The 18,871-nt window shown below is 61.2% G+C and carries 10 protein-coding genes; 7 read left to right on the forward strand and 3 right to left on the reverse strand.

The window, feature by feature from the left end; genetic code table 11:
* Positions 1–121 precede the first annotated feature (121 nt).
* The 7 genes from urtE (at position 122) to ureC (ending at position 5,385) form a co-directional block, all read left to right on the forward strand.
* Positions 122–820, forward strand: coding sequence for an urea ABC transporter ATP-binding subunit UrtE (gene urtE / locus HU730_RS10350; RefSeq protein WP_186527426.1), 699 nt, complete (start codon positions 122–124; stop codon positions 818–820).
* A 30-nt stretch (positions 821–850) separates the two neighbouring features.
* Positions 851–1,690, forward strand: coding sequence for an urease accessory protein UreD (locus tag HU730_RS10355; RefSeq protein ID WP_186527425.1), 840 nt, complete (start codon positions 851–853; stop codon positions 1,688–1,690).
* 158 nt (positions 1,691–1,848) lie between these two features.
* A complete protein-coding gene (gene ureA / locus HU730_RS10360; RefSeq protein WP_003171437.1) occupies positions 1,849–2,151 on the forward strand; it encodes an urease subunit gamma in 303 nt (100 codons plus the stop codon).
* A 9-nt stretch (positions 2,152–2,160) separates the two neighbouring features.
* A complete protein-coding gene (locus HU730_RS10365) occupies positions 2,161–2,673 on the forward strand; it encodes a GNAT family N-acetyltransferase (RefSeq protein WP_054896381.1) in 513 nt (170 codons plus the stop codon).
* A gap of 5 nt (positions 2,674–2,678) precedes the next feature.
* Entirely contained in the window at positions 2,679–3,212 is a 534-nt protein-coding gene (locus tag HU730_RS10370; protein WP_186527424.1) for a GNAT family N-acetyltransferase, read from the forward strand.
* Complete coding sequence (locus HU730_RS10375) at positions 3,209–3,514, forward strand: urease subunit beta (protein ID WP_054896379.1); 306 nt, start codon at positions 3,209–3,211, stop codon at positions 3,512–3,514. The genes HU730_RS10370 and HU730_RS10375 overlap by 4 nt, the downstream gene beginning before the upstream one ends.
* A 170-nt stretch (positions 3,515–3,684) precedes the next feature.
* Entirely contained in the window at positions 3,685–5,385 is a 1,701-nt protein-coding gene (ureC, locus tag HU730_RS10380; RefSeq protein WP_054896378.1) for an urease subunit alpha, read from the forward strand.
* Here ureC and HU730_RS10385 read toward each other — a convergent pair.
* The 3 genes from HU730_RS10385 to HU730_RS10395 form a co-directional block, all read right to left on the reverse strand.
* Positions 5,382–10,553 carry a DUF6543 domain-containing protein gene (locus HU730_RS10385; protein WP_186527423.1) on the reverse strand — a complete coding sequence of 1,724 codons (5,172 nt, stop codon included), beginning with the start codon at positions 10,551–10,553 and terminating at the stop codon, positions 5,382–5,384. The genes ureC and HU730_RS10385 overlap by 4 nt on opposite strands.
* Before the next feature lie 83 nt (positions 10,554–10,636).
* On the reverse strand, positions 10,637–11,575 hold the full coding sequence (locus HU730_RS10390) for a DnaJ C-terminal domain-containing protein (RefSeq protein WP_034126393.1): 939 nt from the start codon (positions 11,573–11,575) through the stop codon (positions 10,637–10,639).
* Between the two features lie 230 nt (positions 11,576–11,805).
* Complete coding sequence (locus HU730_RS10395; RefSeq protein ID WP_186527422.1) at positions 11,806–18,747, reverse strand: DUF6543 domain-containing protein; 6,942 nt, start codon at positions 18,745–18,747, stop codon at positions 11,806–11,808.
* Between the last annotated feature and the right edge of the window lie 124 nt (positions 18,748–18,871).

The following is an 18,871-nucleotide window of genomic DNA, read 5'->3' on the forward strand; positions in this document are numbered from 1 at the left end:
CACGCTCCGCGTGGGAATGCCACGCTGGACGCTCCGCGTCCCGCTGAGCAACGGTGACGCAGAGCGTCACGGGATGCATTCCCACGCAGAGCGTGGGAACGATCATTGAGGAGAATCGAACATGCTGCAAATCGACAAGCTGCACCAGTACTACGGCGGTAGCCACATCCTGCGTGGGCTGTCTTTTGACGTGAAGATCGGCGAAGTCACCTGCCTGCTCGGGCGTAACGGCGTGGGCAAGACCACCCTGCTCAAGTGCCTGATGGGCCTGCTGCCGGCCAAGGAGGGCGCAGTGAACTGGGAAGGCAGGGCCATCACCGGCTTCAAGCCGCACCAGCGCGTACATGCCGGCATCGCCTACGTGCCCCAGGGCCGGGAGATATTCGGGCGGCTGACCGTAGAAGAAAACCTGCTGATGGGACTGTCACGTTTCCCCGGTTCCGAAGCCAAAGAGGTGCCAGCCTTCATCTACGAACTGTTCCCGGTGTTGCTGCAAATGAAGCATCGACGTGGCGGCGACTTGTCCGGCGGGCAGCAGCAGCAGTTGGCGATTGGCCGTGCCCTGGCGAGCCGCCCGCGCCTGTTGATTCTCGATGAGCCCACCGAAGGCATCCAGCCGTCGGTGATCAAGGAAATCGGCGCTGTGATCAAGAAGCTCGCGGAGCGCGGCGATATGGCGATCCTGTTGGTGGAGCAGTTCTATGACTTTGCCGCTGAACTGGCTGACCAGTACCTGGTGATGTCCCGTGGCGAAATCGTGCAGCAGGGCCGTGGTGAAAATATGGAACGCGAGGGTGTGCGTGGGCTGGTAACCATCTAATCTGTAGCCTCCTAACGATAAGCACACGCCATGAACCTGCCCGTTACCCCTGCCCTGTTCACGCCCAGCTGGCACGCCGAGCTGGAACTCGGCTACGCGCGTGTCAATGACACCACGCGCCCGGTGCTGCGCCGCCACCTTGGCCCGCTGCGGGTGCAAAAACACCTGTACGCCGAAGGCCCCGAGGTATGCCAGCACATCATCGTGCATCCGCCCGGCGGGATTGCCGGTGGCGATCGCCTGGACATCAGCGCCCATGTGGGCACGGGTGCCTGGGCACAACTGACCAGCCCCGGCGCCGCCAAGTGGTACCGCGCCAGCGGCCCGGCGTTTCAACACGTCAAGTTGACCGTCGAGGCCGGCGCGACGCTGGAATGGCTGCCCCAGGAAACCATCGTATTCAGCGCCGCCCAGGCCGAACTGACCACGCGAGTGGAGCTGTCGGGCGATGCGCGGTTGTTCTACTGGGATGTGGTCGCTCTGGGCCGCCCGGCCAGTGGCGAACGGTTCGACCTTGGCCACTTTCAATCGCACCTGGACATTCGCCGCGACGGCCAGTTGCTCTGGCATGAGCGCCAGCGCATTGTGGGCGCCGATGGATTGCTGGATTCGCCTATCGGGCTGGATGGGCAACCGGTGTTTGCCACGTTGCTGGTGACCGGCGAGATCGACCCTGAACTGCTTGAGCAATGCCGCTCACTGCCCCACGCGGTGCGCGGGGATTTGACCCAATTGCCTGGCTTACTGGTGGCGCGCTGTTTGACCAGTGAAGCGCTGCTGGCGCGGGGGTGGTTGATTGATTTATGGCGGCTTTTACGTCCGGCGCTGTTTGGGCGTGAAGCAGTCGCACCAAGAATCTGGAGCACATGAAGATGCGCCCTTTTGTAGGAGCGAGCTTGCTCGCGAAAATCGTTAACGATAACGCGGGCATCCTGAATGCACGCGGCGCCCTCGGGTTTTTCGCGAGCAAGCTCGCTTCTACAGGGGTGAGCGCTCGTCTTTTTAACTGCCTTACTACGGACTGAACCATGGACCTGACCCCACGGGAAAAAGACAAACTGCTGATCTTCACCGCAGGCCTGGTCGCCGAACGGCGCCTGGCACGCGGAGTGAAGCTCAACTACCCGGAGACCATCGCCTATATCTCCGCCGCCCTGATGGAAGGCGCCCGCGATGGCCGCACCGTGGCCGACCTGATGCACTACGGCACCACCCTGCTCAGCCGCGAACAGGTTATGGAAGGTATCCCGGAAATGATCCCGGATATCCAGGTGGAAGCCACGTTCCCCGACGGCACCAAGCTGGTCACCGTCCACCAGCCCATTGCCTGAGGCGCAGCCATGATTCGTGATGCAACCGAACACGACCTGCCGGCGATCCGCGCCATCTACAACGACGCGGTGTTGAACACCACGGCGATCTGGAACGAGCAACCGGTGGACCTGGCCAACCGCCAGGCCTGGTTCAGTGCGCGCCAGGCCCAGCAGTACCCGATCCTGGTCACGGTGGACAACGACGAAGTCACCGGCTACGCCTCATTCGGCGACTGGCGCCCCTTCGAAGGCTTCCGCTACAGCGTCGAACACTCGGTATACGTGCGCAATGACCAGCGCGGCAAAGGCCTCGGCCCGCGCCTGATGCAGGCCCTGATCGAGCGCGCCCGCAGCTGCGGCAAGCACGTCATGGTCGCCGCCATCGAAAGCGGCAACCTGGCCTCGATCCGCCTGCATGAGCGCCTGGGTTTCGTGACTACCGGGCAAATGCCGCAAGTGGGCATCAAGTTCGGCCGCTGGCTGGACCTGACCTTTATGCAACTGACGTTGAATCCGGGCGCCGAACCGCCCCAGGAGTGAGATCGATGAGCGCTGCACAACTGCGTCGAGTCAATGCTGAAAGCTTTGCCCATTACCGCCGGGGCTTGATCGAGCTGTTGCTGGACGCGGTGCAGCACGGCGCTTCGGTGGGCTTCATGGCCGACTTCGATGAGGCCCAGGCCCGGGACTACCTGAGCGGCGTGCAAGCCGGCGTCGAGGACACCAGCCTGCTGCTGTGGATAGTGGTACGCGACGAGCAGGTGATCGCCAGCGTGCAATTGGCGTTGTGCCAGAAAGCCAACGGCCTGAACCGCGCCGAGGTGCAAAAGTTGCTGGTGCACAGCAGCGCCCGTCGCCATGGCCTGGGCCAGCAATTGATGAATACCCTGGAACTCGCCGCGCGCCAGCACAAGCGTGGCCTGCTGTACCTGGACACCGAGGCCGGCTCCGGCGCCGAAGCCTTTTACCAGTCGCTGCGCTACACCAAGCTCGGTGAACTGCCCGACTATTGCCAAAGCCCGGACGGGCGCTACAGCCCGACCGCCATCTACTACAAGACCCTGGGGCAACCTGCATGATTCCTGGTGAATATCAGATCCAGCCTGGCGAGATCGAACTGAATGTCGGCCGCCGCACCCTCATCCTCGGCGTAGCCAACAGCGGCGACCGGCCGATCCAGGTGGGCTCGCATTACCACTTTTTCGAGACCAATGACGCGCTGGAATTCGACCGCGCGGCCAGCCGTGGCATGCGCCTTAATATTCCGGCGGGCACGGCGGTGCGGTTTGAGCCGGGGCAACGTCGGGAGGTGGAGTTGGTGGAGTTGAGTGGTGCAAGGCGGGTATTTGGGTTTGCAGGGCGAGTCATGGGCGACCTTTAGGGCCTCATCGCAGGCGAGCCCGCTCCCACCGTTGGAATGCAATTAGATCGTTCCCACGCTCCGCGTGGGAACGCCGCCAGGGACGCTCTGCGTCCGCTCTTTACGTCGTGACGCAAAGCGTCACAGGATGCATTCCCACGCAGAACGTGGGAACGATCGAGGACACACCCATGAAGATATCCAGACAAGCCTACGCCGACATGTACGGCCCCACCGTCGGTGACAAGGTGCGCCTGGCCGACACCGAACTGTTCGTCGAAGTCGAGCAGGACTTCACCGTCTACGGCGAAGAGGTCAAATTCGGCGGCGGCAAGGTGATCCGTGACGGCCAGGGCCAGAGCCAATTGCTCGCCCATGAAGTGGTCGACACGCTGATCACCAACGCATTGATCATCGACCACTGGGGCATCGTCAAGGCCGACGTCGGCTTGAAGAATGGCCGCATCCACGCGATTGGCAAAGCCGGCAACCCGGACATCCAGCCCGGCGTGACCATGGCCATCGGCGCCAGCACCGAAGTGATTGCCGGTGAAGGCATGATCCTCACCGCCGGCGGCATCGACTCCCACGTGCATTTCATTTGCCCACAGCAGATCGAAGAGGCCCTGACCAGCGGCGTCACCACCATGATCGGCGGCGGCACGGGGCCGGCCACCGGCACCAACGCCACCACCTGCACTTCCGGCCCGTGGCACCTTGCGCGGATGCTGCAGGCCAGCGATTCGTTCCCGATGAACATTGGCTTTACCGGCAAGGGCAACGCCAGTTTGCCCGAGCCGCTGATCGAGCAGGTCAAGGCCGGTGCTATCGGCTTGAAGCTACATGAAGACTGGGGCACCACACCCGCGAGCATCGACAACTGCCTGAGCGTCGCCGATGCCTACGACGTGCAGGTGGCGATCCACAGTGACACCCTCAATGAGTCGGGCTTTGTCGAAACCACCCTCGCAGCGCTCAAGGGCCGCACCATCCACACGTACCACACCGAAGGTGCCGGTGGCGGCCATGCACCGGACATCATCAAGGCCTGCGGCTTCCCCAATGTACTGCCCAGCTCCACCAACCCGACGCGGCCGTTCACGCGTAATACCATCGACGAACACCTGGACATGTTGATGGTGTGTCACCACCTGGACCCAAGCATTGCCGAAGACGTGGCCTTCGCCGAAAGCCGCATCCGCCGCGAAACCATCGCCGCCGAAGACATCCTGCACGACCTCGGCGCGTTCTCGATGATCAGCTCCGACAGCCAGGCCATGGGCCGTGTCGGCGAAGTGATCACGCGCACCTGGCAGACCGCCGACAAGATGAAAAAACAGCGTGGCCCCCTGCCGGGCGACGGCGTGGGCAACGATAACTTCCGCGCCAAACGCTACATCGCCAAGTACACCATCAACCCGGCGATCACCCACGGTATCAGCCATATCGTCGGTTCCATCGAAGTCGGCAAATGGGCCGACCTGGTGCTGTGGCGCCCGGCGTTTTTCGGCATCAAGCCCACGCTGATCCTCAAGGGCGGCGCCATTGCTTCGAGCCTGATGGGCGACGCCAACGCCTCGATCCCGACGCCGCAGCCGGTGCATTACCGCCCTATGTTCGCCAGCTTCGGCAGCTCCCTGCACGCCACCAGCCTGACGTTTATCAGCCAGGCCGCGCAGGCGGCCGGACTGCCCGAGGCCCTGGGCCTGAAGAAGCAGATCGCGGTGGTCAAGGGTTGCCGCGACGTGCAGAAAACCGACCTGATCCACAACGATTACCTGCCGGATATCGAGGTGGACCCGCAAACCTATCAGGTCAAGGCTGACGGTCAGTTGCTGTGGTGCGAACCGGCCGAGGTGTTGCCGATGGCCCAGCGGTACTTCCTGTTCTAGAGGATGGCGCTGATCGCTTGATCGGTCAGTGTCTGGTTCAAGGTGATCAGTTCGGCATTGATGCGGCCAAAGGTGTCGTCGTAGTCTTGCTGGGACATCAGTTGCCCCGGTTCACTTTGCGAAGCCGGTCGGCCCAGGCGCTGGGCCAACCGGCTGATGGTTTGGCGCAGGGCCTGCCTCGCGCTCTCAGGGAGGTTGGCTGCGGCGGCCCATTGTTCCTGCGCGGCCTGATAGTCAATCAGTGCATCGAACTTTGCGGCAATCGACGCGTAGTCAGCTCGATGAGCCCGCTGCAGAAAGTCGGTCCACATCGGTTGCTCCAGCAGGTTGCCACGCAGCAGCTCGCCTTGGTCCAGTAGCTGTACGCGGTTGAATGCCGCCTCGACCATGGGCTCTGTCACATATTCCTCGTGGAACATCATGCTCCGCGATTGCCAGGGCAGGTCCAGACGGGTTGCCAATGGCGTTGTGTACGCCAGGTAGATCTCGACTTCGTCGATATCGGCGATCAAATTGCCGTGGGCATCGTAATGATCGACGCGTACGCCTTTCGCGTCGTACTCCGGAAACTTGACGTCGTCGGCCTGCAGTTGGGACACGCGCTCATGGGCGATACGGCCCAACTCATCGAGCCGCCACTTGCCCCTGGCCAGGTTGAAGACAGTTTTGCGCACGGAGGCCACGTCCTCGCTGAAGTACGCCGACCAATGCAGCACGGCAACGCCCATCGCATTGAACATCTGGGCTCCGGCGTCCACGCAGGCTGCAGGGTCCCGGGCCATCAGGAACAACTGCTCGCGCAATTCGGCGTCTTCGCCCATCGCCTCGAGTATGCGCCAGACCTTGGCGGTCAGTTCCGACAACCATACGCCGCCCCCGACTGTCGAGTCCCCGGAGTTTCTGACGGCACGAAGAACATTGAAAAAGCCCTCAGAGCCAAACGAACCTTCAAGCATGTCCCATAACACTTGCCTGGAGGGCCATTCCTGCGCCGAATAACCGGTTTTCCACTGCTCGCTGTCGCGCGCGCCCCTTTTCGGCAATTGGCGATCCGGATCCCGGCCGGCAGCCTCGATGTACCGCTTGAATTGAGCAAGCAGTTCAGGCGTCAGCGTTTCACGGGTGAGGAAGGTTTTCGCCACAATCAATGCCTTATCCGAGCCCGGCGCGAACTCGGGAATCCGCGCTATCGGGTTCTGCCGCATATCCAGAATGAAGTCTTCCGGCCTGGGCACACGGAACACACTGCCAGGCCACTCCACCAGGCTTGTTTCATTGAGCAGCAAGGTATGTAAGCGCGGCATGCGCCCGACATCCGGTGGCAAGCCGAGTGGGTTCATTTCCAAAAATAACTCTTTGAGATGCACCCGATCTTTCAAACGCAAGACGTCTTCAGGCGTAAGGACAATACTGTTACCGCCCAAATGCAACCGCTGCAAATGCGGCATCTGTTCGATGGCTGACGGCAGGCGTGTCAGTTGAGCGGCCTCGATCCCTAATCGACGCAGACCGCGAAAGTTGGCGAGCAGTGGCTGCACATCCGCATCCGTCAGCTGCGAGCCTTCGGTTCCCACAATGCCCAAGTAGCTGACATGGTCGAAGTTTGCAGTCAGTGCGGGCAAGGTTCGGAGCTGCTGCGCCAGGTCCTCTTCCAACCATTCGATTTTCTGCCCCAAGAGGCGCCCATTTCGATCGTAGTGCCGTGGGCCAACCTTTCTCCAGGCGTCATCCAGCGCCGTATAAATCTTGCGCCTGGCCCTCAGCACCTGGCGTTGCTGGTCACCGAACGCCTCCATGCCCTGGGGCGGTGTGCTCAGCCAGTTGTGCAAGGTGGCCTGCAGGGTCTTGTACTCTTGCTCCAACGCACGCAGCCAGCTCAGATCCAGCGCGCCGCGCTCGTTGATCAGGGCGAGCATTTCGTCCCGGGTGATTTCCGGGTACAGGCTGCGGACCCGCTCGCGTGTGATTTTTTCCCACTCAGTGCCACCGCGCCCGCTCAATGGATAGCCGCGACGCTCGCCCGGCAACACGCTCGGCGGTCGAAAAAACGGCAGCTTTTCCGGCGACATGCCCAAGGCTTTGCGCAACGGTGCTCGGCCTAATGCATGTTGCTGGATCAACCCCTTCAATTGCTCACCCTGGCCGACATGGGGCAGGCCAATCGCGTTGCGATGGGCGTCGGTCAACGCGTGCTGCAAGGCGCCATAGAAACCATTGAGGCCATGCAGATCCTGACCGCGCTCATCAAAGGCTTGATAACGTCCATCCTCCGTACGTGCCAGGACCTTGCGATTGCTCGCCTCCTGAGGGCCAAAACTGGCACGCAATGGGCCTTCAAACCGACCCTCGCGCACTTCCAGGCGCAGATTGTCCGACCAGCCGGGCAGCGCCGGCAGTGTGTGGAGGGCCAGGGTTTCGGTGTCTGGGCCGGCCAACGCATCGAGGTACAAGCCTTCATACGCGAGGGTCAGGCGCATTTGCTGCTGCGCCCGGCGCGCCTTTTCAGCGAGGCGCAGGGGAATGCGCTTGGCGCGGCTCATCGTGTCGCGCTCGGTCGGCGTCGCGTCCGCCAGCACTTCGCGCGCCAAAATCGTCGGCACACCGCTGAAGTCACGCTGGATCAGCATAATCGCGGTGTCGGAGAGTGGCTGCTGCTCGACGTAAATACTCTTCATCAACCGCTCGCGCACCTCGATGGCCCTTTGTTCGAGTTTCAATTGCAGGGCCGCGGTTCTCGCCTCGGGTGTGCGGGCGGTGTAACTGCCCACCAGAGCATCGCGCTGAGGTTCGCTGAACGCTTCGATAATGCGTATGGGCAACTGGCCGCTCATCAATTCGGCGCGGTGGACCTGCACGGTGTCCGCCGCCGCAGCCTGCTGATTACCGTATTTGATCGACGGCCCGCTCAACTCGGTGCCGGAAAATGCCTCGATCGCCTTGCTCGCTGGCCATCCAGGCAACTCCACCGCCAGGGATGCGGCATAGCTGCACAGTGCGCTGCTGAGCGAGCCCTGGCGAATACCCTCGGCGACGCTCACCGCATCGCGATACGCCCTGAACTGGCGCAGGGTGTCGAGCAGGATCGCCGGTACCGGCTCGCCTTCCACATGCACGCGGCGCAGCACGTCCTCACTCACCGCCGCAACGCTGCGCACCTGCTCCAACTCGGCCTCACTGAAGCCCTCCGTCACCGGGCCCAATCGCCGCATCAACGTGGCGCCTTCCCAGGTGTGCGGGCGTTCCACTTCATGGTTCCAGAGGCCAGCGCCGTTGCTCTTCAATATCGGTTGATAGGCCTCGGCGCGCGTGGGATGGAGGATGCGGTATTGCTCGGTCAGCGGGTCTTGTTGCACGGCATAGCGTTTACCCTCCAATGGCAGCACGGTCTGGCCATTGTGCCGGTGCAGGCCTTGCTCATCCGCCGCCACTGAAGGTAGGGACGCGGTGTGCTCATAGGTCGACAAGTCGGGTTTCCACAGCCGAGTCTTGCCACTGGGGAGAGTGACGGCCTTGAGCTGCTCGATAAACGGCGACACGGTGAAGTGCACCACGGCTGCCTGCACCGCCAGCGTCGCCAGGTTTTCCACCACGTCGGTGATGTGCGCCCAGCCCTCTTCGCGATCGCCTTCGCTCAGCTCGATGGCACCTTCGATGACTTCGTAGAGCATTTGCCCGGCCATCGCCACGGCCATCAGCACGCCAAGCGGTGGCACCGCCATGGCCACCAGGTTGAGACCGAACAGGCCAATGCTCATGTAATGCGCGGCGCGCAGTGAGCGCGAGGCCTCATCGACATCGGCGGTGCTCACCGCACGATGCCGCGCATTCTCGAACAGGCGGGCACGCAGGCTGCCCAGGCGATAGGTCCACAGGTCTGCAACTTGCCATAGGTCCGTCAGGGTGTGGGCGCGAATGTTGAATTCAGGGGCAGTGGCATGCACGCGCACGTAGGGATGTGGTTCGCCCAGTGTCGAAGGCGTGGCAAAGGACGGAGAAGTGAGCAGGCGCCCCCATTCCGATCGCAAGGCCTGTGCGCCAAACGGCTGGGGAGGTGCGTCCAGCACCAGTTCGGTCAGCCGTTTGTAGTAGTAGGCGCGGTCTTTGTCGGCAACGAACCGGGCAAAAAAATGCTGGTTCGGCGTAGCCCTCCAGCCTTGAGAGCGGTCAGCTTCCTGGGTGGTTTTCGCGCTCAGGCGCTCGGTCAATGCAGTGCTGAAGTCATTGAAGGTGTCATAACGCTTGATGGGATGGTCGGGGTCATCGGGAATATAAACGATGACCCAGCAGGTGTAGCCAGGCTTGGCGCAAGCGTCGATGACCAGGCAATCATGCAGGTGCAGGTTCATCAGGCTCAGGCTGCGATACACGATGGGCTTGCCGTCGCTGAGAATGTGTTTTTCCCCGGCCGCCACACGCATCAGCAAGGCGTGGTCGCTGTCACCAATGTCGCCCTTGAGCAACGCCAGGTACGCTGCCGCCTTGAAGGCGGCTTTCTGGTGCCGGACATAACGCTCGCGCAGTTCGGCCTGGGACTCGGCGTCGTCAGGTTTCAACTGCGCCTTGAGGTGAGCCTGGTACTGCTTGCCCAGGTCCAGTTCTCGGCAAAGCTGGGTGAACGCATGAATCTTCAGGGTCGTGGTGTGGCGCTCGAAATGATCGCGCACGTCCGGTTGGGTGATGAAACCTGAGGCACTGTCGAAATAGCCCTCTCGAGTCTCGCGTTGCTCAAAGTTGCCAAGGGCAGCGTGCAGCAGGGAGAACGTTTTGACCCTGAAGCCACTGGTCTTTACGCCAAAGGCATCTTCCACCGGTACATACAGGCGCAACCAGGTTTGATTGACGTCCAGCTCGTGGCCGATAGCCTTTAGCTTGGCTTCCAACAAGGGTTGGGCAAACGCTTGCTCCGAGTGTATGTGACTGAAGGTTTTCTCCAGTTCGTTGAGCGACTCGCAACGGGCGTCCAGCAACACTTTGAGCTGATCTTTGTGCGCCTGGGAAGCAGCGTCATACCAGCGGGGAATGGCTGGCGGCGTGTCTTTGAGGGCCTTGCGACGGGAGGGCGAACTGTTGACCAGGCAAGTAGGGATCGCCTGTTTGATCAGTTCGTAATGTTGGCCCTGCTCACCAGGAAGCGGGGTGACGGGGTCGGTGACCTGAAAGTCCGGCATGGGATGACAACCTTTTCTTGGAAGAGGTTGTCATCCTAGGCACGCCGTTTTTGCGGCTGGCGCTAACTAAATCAATGACCCGTTCAGAACTGCTCGCGCGGGTTGAACGCAGCCTTTTGCGCCAGGGCCTCCCACAATGCCTTGACCTCATCATCCGCCGCCTTGGGCATGACGGCCTTGAGCTGGATGAACAGGTAGCCACGTTGCCCGGCCTTGTTCAGCAAACCATGGCCCTTGGCGCGCATACGTTGGCCGTTCTGGCTACCGGCAGGCACCTTGAGGTTGATCTTGCCGGTGAGGGTCGGCACGGCCACTTCCGTGCCCAGCGCCAACTCCCAGGGTGCCAGTGGCAGGTTGATGATCAGGTTTTCGCCGTCCACTTCGAACCTCGGGTGGGGCGCAAACTTGATGATCAGGTACAAATCACCATTGGCCCCGCCGCCAATGCCCGGCGCGCCCTGGGCCTTGAGGCGAATGCGCTCGCCATCGGCCACACCGGCCGGGATCTTCACGTTCAGGCTTTTGGTGGTGTTGCTCACATGCCGACCGGAGGCATCGTATTGCGGCACCTGGAAGCTGATCTGCTTGGACTCGGTGGACAGGGTTTCCTCCAGGGAGACCGTGAGCTGCATCTCCACATCCTGGCCCTTGCGCCCGGTAGGACGGCGCTGGCCGCCACCGAAAGCATCACCACGCGAGCCGAAGATCGAACTGAAAAAGTCCGAAAAGTCGCCCGCGTCCTGGCCACCACCAAAGCCGCCACGGCTCTGCCAGCCCGGTGGGCCCTGGAACGGCTGGCCATGCTGGCCGTACTTGCGCAGTTCGTCGTATTCGGCGCGCTTGTCGGCGCTTTTAAGCGCTTCATAGGCCTCGGACGCATCCTTGAACTTGGCTTCGGCGTCCTTTTCCTTGCTGACGTCCGGGTGATATTTGCGCGCCAGCTTGCGATAAGCCGACTTGATCTCTTTGTCATCAGCCGTGGGCTCGACACCGAGAATCTTGTAGTAGTCTTTGAAATCCATGGGGGCATCACCATCCGTTATCGATATCGCGCAGCCCGCCACACGGCACGCCATGGCTGGCAGCCTGGGAATTGATGTCAGGGCGCGTCATAAGTTAATCGGCGGCACACAGGGTCAGTGCAATCACTGTGTACCGCCTGGATATGCCCACAAGATTGGGGCAAAACCCGCCCTTTCAAGATGGGATATGGCTATTTACGACGACAGACCCGTTACTTACTCGGGTAGGATCAAGCGAACAGGTTTTTTATTGCCCCCTCAGTGTACTGATAATCCATGCGCAGCTCGGCGCCCGCTGCAATGTCTTCAGTGGCAAATACCGCCGTCAGTATCAAATTCTCGCGTTTGGTTCGCGCACCCTCCCCTACCCCCATCCACCTGTCTGCCTCGACATTGAAGCCCACCGCTTCAACGTTGTAGCCACTGGGGGCCTGGCGCAACGGTTTGCCCTGGGCGTCATACTCGAAGAGGGTATTGATTCTGGAAATAATATTATCCCCCGACAGGTGGATCGGCTCTTCCACCAGGGTATTGCCCCGCGCGACCTCCTTGCTTCCTACCCTCATGGTGTACGTCTGCCCGCTGGGTCCGAAGATCCCCATGGGCAATACCGTTCCGCCGTACACGCCGACGATTTCGCCCTTGGCGATACGCCGGTTGGCAACCACCATGGCCTGGCCTATCAACGCGCTTTCACCGGGCGCTTTCATGTCCTGGGCCGTAAACGAACGTAGCTGGAGTTTCTCTTCATAGCGTGCGCCCACCTGCTCATAGCCCTGAAATTGAATGTAGGGCTTGATCTGCTCCGAGGTGTAGCGCACACCGGGATCTATCGTGACCGCTTGCTCCAATTCGCGAATGCGGATCGCCCGGCCTTGATAGTCCCTGAGCGGGTATTTGCCGTTATTGGCACGGTTATAACTGCCGATGCGATTGGGGCTGGCCGTAAAGTGGATATCGCGACGCATATGGCGCAGTTCCTCCGCCGTGTAGGGCGTTACCGGCATGGACTCCGACGCGTCGAAAAACTCATCGTCGGAGCCCTGCGGCTTCATCCCACCCGCCAAACCCCTGCGCTTCCAGACCCCATGGATATCGGGCTTGGCTACCACCCCACTGCTGACCAGCGCCAACGGGTTCTGGGGTGCCTGCACCCGCAAGATGTAATGCTCGCCATCGCCCGCATCCGGCATGCTCGCGACAAAATACTGTTTGCCGTTGAAATCGATGGCTTTAGCCTCAGACAGTTGCAGCTCCTGACCCACAGGCTCCACCAACACTTCAAGGCTCGCAGAGGGCATCAACGCCTGCGCCACTTCATCGCGGGACAGGGTTTGAATCAGCTGTGCTTCTTCGATTGCAAACTGCCCCTGCAGTGCTTCGGCCTCACCGTCGAACACCGCCTTGGAGATTGCACCGGACTCGAAATCGCGCAACAACGCATTCATTTGTTCGTGATGGGGTTGGTTCTGCGCCTCGAACCGCGAGCGGTATTTGTTCGCGATGTAGTCTTGCCAGAATTCCCTGGCGAGCATGGCTTGAAACTCATGCACCGAATTATCCAGGCCGATCACCTTATCGTACGCAGCATCCAGCATCGCCTGGCTGACGTTGCCGAAACGAATGAACCTGGTCTGCTGCGCCTGGCCAGGCAAGTCAAGCCGCTCTTTAAGGCCGTAACGATAGGCCAGCCTGATTTCCACTTCTTCCAGAGCCCTTAGAGCGTCAGCCTTCTGCGTCGCCGTCAGGTCTTCGCGGCTATTAATCGCAGTCCGGCGCTGGTCGATATCCGTAAGGGCGATCTTTTCCACTTCCTCCAGACGGAACAAGCCCCTGGACAGCTTCACCAGCGCGGCGCCCTGAGTCGAATCCAACGCCTGGGCCTTGGCATTGCTGGTCATCAGCAGGATTTCCAGATTACCGAAGGTCAACGCGGCACGGTCGCAACACGTCGCCTGGCCCGCCCATTCGAACATCTCCTTGCGCAGCTGCTCCGACTCGGCGCTGTGGCTGGCAATCGCGTCGATCACCTCCCACACCCGCTGCTGCACATCCTCATATTCAGCGGGCGCCACGTTCAGGTCTCTGAGCATGTCGAAAAAACCGTCCGAGCCTGGCAGTGCACGCAGGGTGGACCATTGGCTTTGGCGCTGGGCAAGCTGCTGCGTTGACAACCCTCTGGCCCAGCGCTGAAACGGCGCTGAGTCGCCAGTAACGGCCTGCGGCACAGCCACCTCCAGAGTGCTGCGCACCAACCTGTTGGCCGCTCGCTCCGGGTCGGTAAGCCGACGGTTGTAATCGGCGATTCGCGCCTGAGTTTCGGCGGACAAGGGGTTCAGGCCCAGGTCAGTGACGCTGGTTACCCGCAGGGATTGCGCCAACGCCTCGTCCGAGGGGGCAATCAGCGCATCGGGCAGCGTTGAAATCCGACTGCCCCTCAGGTACACCGCATCCAGGCTGGGCTGCGCCCCCAGCCCGGTGGGAAAGGTTTCAATATGGGTGTTGCCCATCCCCAGCGAACGCAAATCCGTCATCTGGCTGAAATCCGGCGCGATATCAAGGGGGTTTGAATTGAGGATCAAGGCTCTGAGGGTGCTGCGCGACGCCAGCATCGCAGCCGACTCCGGGTTCAGGCGTATCTGGTTATTTTGCAACGACAGCCGGGTCAGGCCATGCATCTGCCCCAGCGCCGGCGGCAACTCGCGCAACTGGTTGCGCGACATGTCCAGCCAGCGTACGCCCTGATGGCGAGCGAGGAACCCCTCAGGCGAAGTACTGAGGTTCATGTTGCTCAGCTTGAGTGAGCCTACGTGACTGAAGTCCGCATCCAGGTCGGGCAGGCTTGGCAGCGTCAGGCCGCTGAGGTCCAGCTCCAGGCCGAAGGGCTCGCCGTCGTTGGTGAGCTGTTGCGGGGTTTCACGGCGCCAGCAGCGCATGATGCGGTTGTGCGCCAGGTTGCGATCGCGCAGTGACGCAGCATCGGTGGCGCGCTCCCCCACGCGCACATAGCGCTGGCGCTCGCCGCCGCCTGAAAATGCCCATGCGTTCAACTGCCTGAGCAGCACAGAAAACTCCTGCCAGCGCCGGTCCAGCTCGGTATCGGCGCCTTCGCCCCAGCTCCAGACAAGCTCCCGGGCCTTTTGCAGGGAATACTCGGGGTACATGTGCTGCACCATTTCCAGGCGTGGGTTTCTGCTGTCAAAGGCGCCATCGAGAGCGCCTGACACAAGGTCGGGGCGTGACTGGTTCACGTCCTGCCAATACTTATCGAATGTTTCCCAGTAATCGTGTGGGAAGCGATTGCCATCAAGCAAGGTGACGTTATTGATCCGCACGATCGTTTCCAGTTGATCTGCCGGCGGAACAAGATTGTCCTGCGGTACCTGCAGCAGTCGATTGTGACGTAAGTCGACGCGCTCCAGCCCAGTCTGCGTCCTCAACCCCGAAGGCCAACGCTCGATTCGGGTGAAAGATAGATTCAGCGCTCTCAAATGCGGCATACCGCCGAAATCAGGCAATGTACCCAGCGGATTTTCCGAAAGATCCAGCACTTGCAAGGCATCCAGAGCGCTCAAGCTTGCCGCGCTACGCTCGCTCAGTTTCAGTTCATTGGAGGGCAGTTTCAACGACGTGAGCTGCTTCATATCGCCGATCACCGCCGGCAACTCGACCAACTCGGCACCAGTGATGCTCAGGCTCTTGATATGCGTGAAATTTTCTAGGAACAACGAGCTGGAGTGCCCCTTCCATGTGAGCCCCGATAACGCCACTTCCTGGACATGACTGAAGTCGGCCTTCAGCGGCGGCAAATCCACCCAACGAATCTCGTCTTTTGAACGACGGATATTCAACTGGCTTCCGGTCTCGCGACGCCAGCAGCGTTTGATTGCATCACTCACACGCCATTCGGCGCTGTAGTACGCCAGGGCATGTGGCCCTCTGGAGCGAGCCCACGCTTTCAAGGATTTTTTCAGGTGGTGGTATTCCAGCTCACGACTGGCCAACCCGCCTGGGACATCTTCGCCCAGCGACTGAATAAACGCTGTGACTTGCTCCTCAGTGAATGATGGATACAACCGGCGTACCCGCTCTGCTGGAGAGCGCAGCACATTAGCCGCCACCCTTGCCATATGCCGAAAGCCCGGAGCGCCGCCCATCAAGCGGACCATCGGATCGTACTCGGGCTTGCGCAGCGGGTAGTCCTCCAGCACCGTGCGCAACGCCTGGCGCGAAAGAGGGTTGCGTTGAATCGCCTGCTTCAATTCGACCGCGCTGCCCAACCCGAGACGCTGACGCTCATCGGGCGCGAGTTGCTCCCAGATGGCGCTGTAGAAATCGCCGGGCATGGTTGCCTGGAACTCACCGCTGTCCAGCAGTATCAGGCTGCGCTTGTGCGGGAAGTCGGGGGAGCCGATGGCATCCATCAGCGTGCCCTCCGCCGAATACTGACGCAACTCCACCCGCGAGCCACGGTGCCAGCCCGGCAGGGTTTCCAGGGTGCGCAAGGCCAGGCGCTGACTGTCGAGGTGGGTCTGTGTGTCCAAGTGCAGCCCTTCGTAGGCGCGCGCCACGCGGGTTTCCTGCGCGCACCATTGAGCCTGCGTGGCCAACCGGTCAGGCAGGCGCCCGCTGCTGCGAAAAGCGGTCAGCTCATCCACTGCGGCGCCTTGCAGCAAGCGCTCGGCGGCCAGCGTCGGCAAAGCCGGGTAGGTATCCAGCACGCGTTGCACATCGGCGTCAGGCGTTGGGTTCAACGCACGGTAACGCTCCTCCAGCAGCGGTCCTTTGAGGCTATCAACGGCATCGCCAAGGTACTGGCGCAGCTTGGCGGCGCGAACGTCCAGTGACTCTTCGGGGCTGCCGGGGAATTCCTTGAGCTGTGGGTCGACGCCTTGCAAGGTGTACAGCAACTCCCTGAGTAAACGGCCCTGGGCCATGGCGGTCTCGGTCAACACCATCACGCGCTTGGGCAATAAGGGTGACGCATCGGCGCTTTCCCACACGACCTCGCCCGTTGGGCCGATGACTTTCAGCGCTACGCCATCAGGCAGCAGGCCACGGCGTTGAAGCAGGTCAAATTGCAGTGCAGGCTCGGCCTTCTGGTAGACCAGCGGGTCGCTGCTTTTGATTTGCTCGACAAAGGTGGTCAATTGCTGATGCAGCTCGAAGCGCTTGATGGTGTCGTCAAGCAACAGCGGCAAGGGTTCATGATCGACCGCAACCTGGCGCAGAGCGTCAGTTTCGACGCCGCTGATACGCAACGGCTCCGCCTGCTCGACCAGCCCGAGGCGCTTGAGCAAGGTGGGCTCGTCCCAGGTCAGCGGTTCTTCCAGCTCATGAGTCCACACCCCGTTATGGTTGTGTTCCAACTCCGGCGCATAGGCGTCGGGGCGAGTCGGGTGCTGAATACGGTACTGGCCGCTCGGGTCTTGCTTGACCTGGTAATGCGTATCCTCAAACGACACCCATTGCTGACCGGCATGATCGTACAGGCCCAACGTATTGGGCTTGACCTCTGGCGCCGGTTTGGTGGTAGAGGCATAGGGCCTGAGGTCGGGGTTCCACAGTACCTGCTTGCCCGTGGGCAGCGTCACCGGTTTGAGGTGATCCACTGCGCTTTGCCATTTGACGGCGGGCAGCACCTTGGACCCGGTGGCGATGAACGCTACGTTCAGGGCTACCGATGCAAAATGCGCCCACATCTGGCGGGGCTCCCCTTGATCGTAGGCCTCGATGCCTTCAAATACTTCGTAGCACATCTGCGATGCGCCCACGGCCAACATGATCGGGCCGAGCCCCGGCACCACGAACGCGGCGAGATTGAATACGCTGACGGCCGCCTCGAAAAAGCCTTCCAGGCGTTCGAGCCGGGCCTTGCGGTCCTCGTCTTCGGTGGGCACGGCCACTGCGCGTGCATCGCTCAGGATCTTGCTGATATGCGCCTGGCGACTGCGCTGCCACAGCTCACCGGCAAGGGCGAACTCTTGCATAGGCAAGCGCGCCAACGGCGTGCGCAACGGGTAGTCCGCGCCGCCATTGCCGTTACTGGCAGGCTGGTACAGACGGTTGAACCGGGTGAAGAACCCGCCTTGTTCGCGCACCGGCACAAAGCGGCTGAAGAAGCGCCGGTACGATGCGCTGTGCAGACGGGTACGCAAGTCGGCCATGAATTCGCCACTGGACGCATACTCCTTGAGGGGCTGTTGCGGGTCGCCGGGGATGTACACCACCAGAGGCTCGGGGCGGTTGGTGTTTTGCCGATCAGGGCCGATCAGCAGCGGCCCCACCAATACACTGTCGAACACGTTGAGCGCGGTGTATGTCACAGGCTTCCCGGCCAGTTTCGGCGTGGCGGAGCCCGTGACCACATTCTGGAGCATCTGGCAGGCGTCGGCACTGAGCGTTCCGGTGCTTTGCAACCGGGCAATATCGATGCACAGTGCCAACTGCTCGCGTTGATGCTCTTCCAACAGCTGTTCAAGCGCCTGGCGTTCATCCGCGTCCTGGGGCTCTACAATGGCCTTGATATGCGCCTGATAAAGCGCGCCAAGGTCCAATGTGCGGCAAAGCCTGGCGAAAGCATGGGGCGTGATCGCCACCGCCTGTGCATGGACGGCCGCGAAGGTCGCAATGATGTGGGGGTTTTCTAGGTTGAAGGTGGTGATCAGTTGGCAATCGGTGCACGACGACGGCTGCTCTTCATCGGCCTCGAAATTGGCCAGGGCCGCTTCCAATAGGGAAATGCCGCGATACCTGTAGCTCAGTGACGGGTCGTTTTGCTGCTCGAAAACAAAGGCACCGTAGAAGTCATCGCGAGCACCTTTTGAGCCGTATTTGCGCACGAAAAATACATTGCGCACATCCAGTTCCAGGTTGAACTCTTTCTTGATCGCCTCTTTGAGCGGCTGTTCGGCGAAGGCCAGGACGTCTTCAATCTGGCCCAGGTGCTCTTCAATCGCATTGAGCGTTTCGCGAAAGCGCGTGTGCCGGGCAGCCAGAGTGGTTTTGTCTTGGTGAGTGGCGGCCAGGTACCAGGCAGGAATATCCATCTCGTGCGTGCCTAGCTCTTGCTGGCGTTGCGGCGAGCCTTCCATGAACCAGTTCGGCACGCGTTGTTTGAGAAAGTCGTAATGCACGCCGCGCAGGTCGGCGTTGAAGGTTGCATCAGGCATAGCGATTCGTCCGTGAGGGCAGTAAAACCCGAGCCTAACCAAGCCCCTGCCGGTTCAAGACGTAGCTATATAGCGCGAATTTACGGATCGCCGGTCTACGCATCCGCTCGCGAGTGACATACAC

It is taken from the genome of Pseudomonas sp. SWRI22 (assembly GCF_014268395.2).
Classification (GTDB): domain Bacteria; phylum Pseudomonadota; class Gammaproteobacteria; order Pseudomonadales; family Pseudomonadaceae; genus Aquipseudomonas; species Aquipseudomonas paracarnis.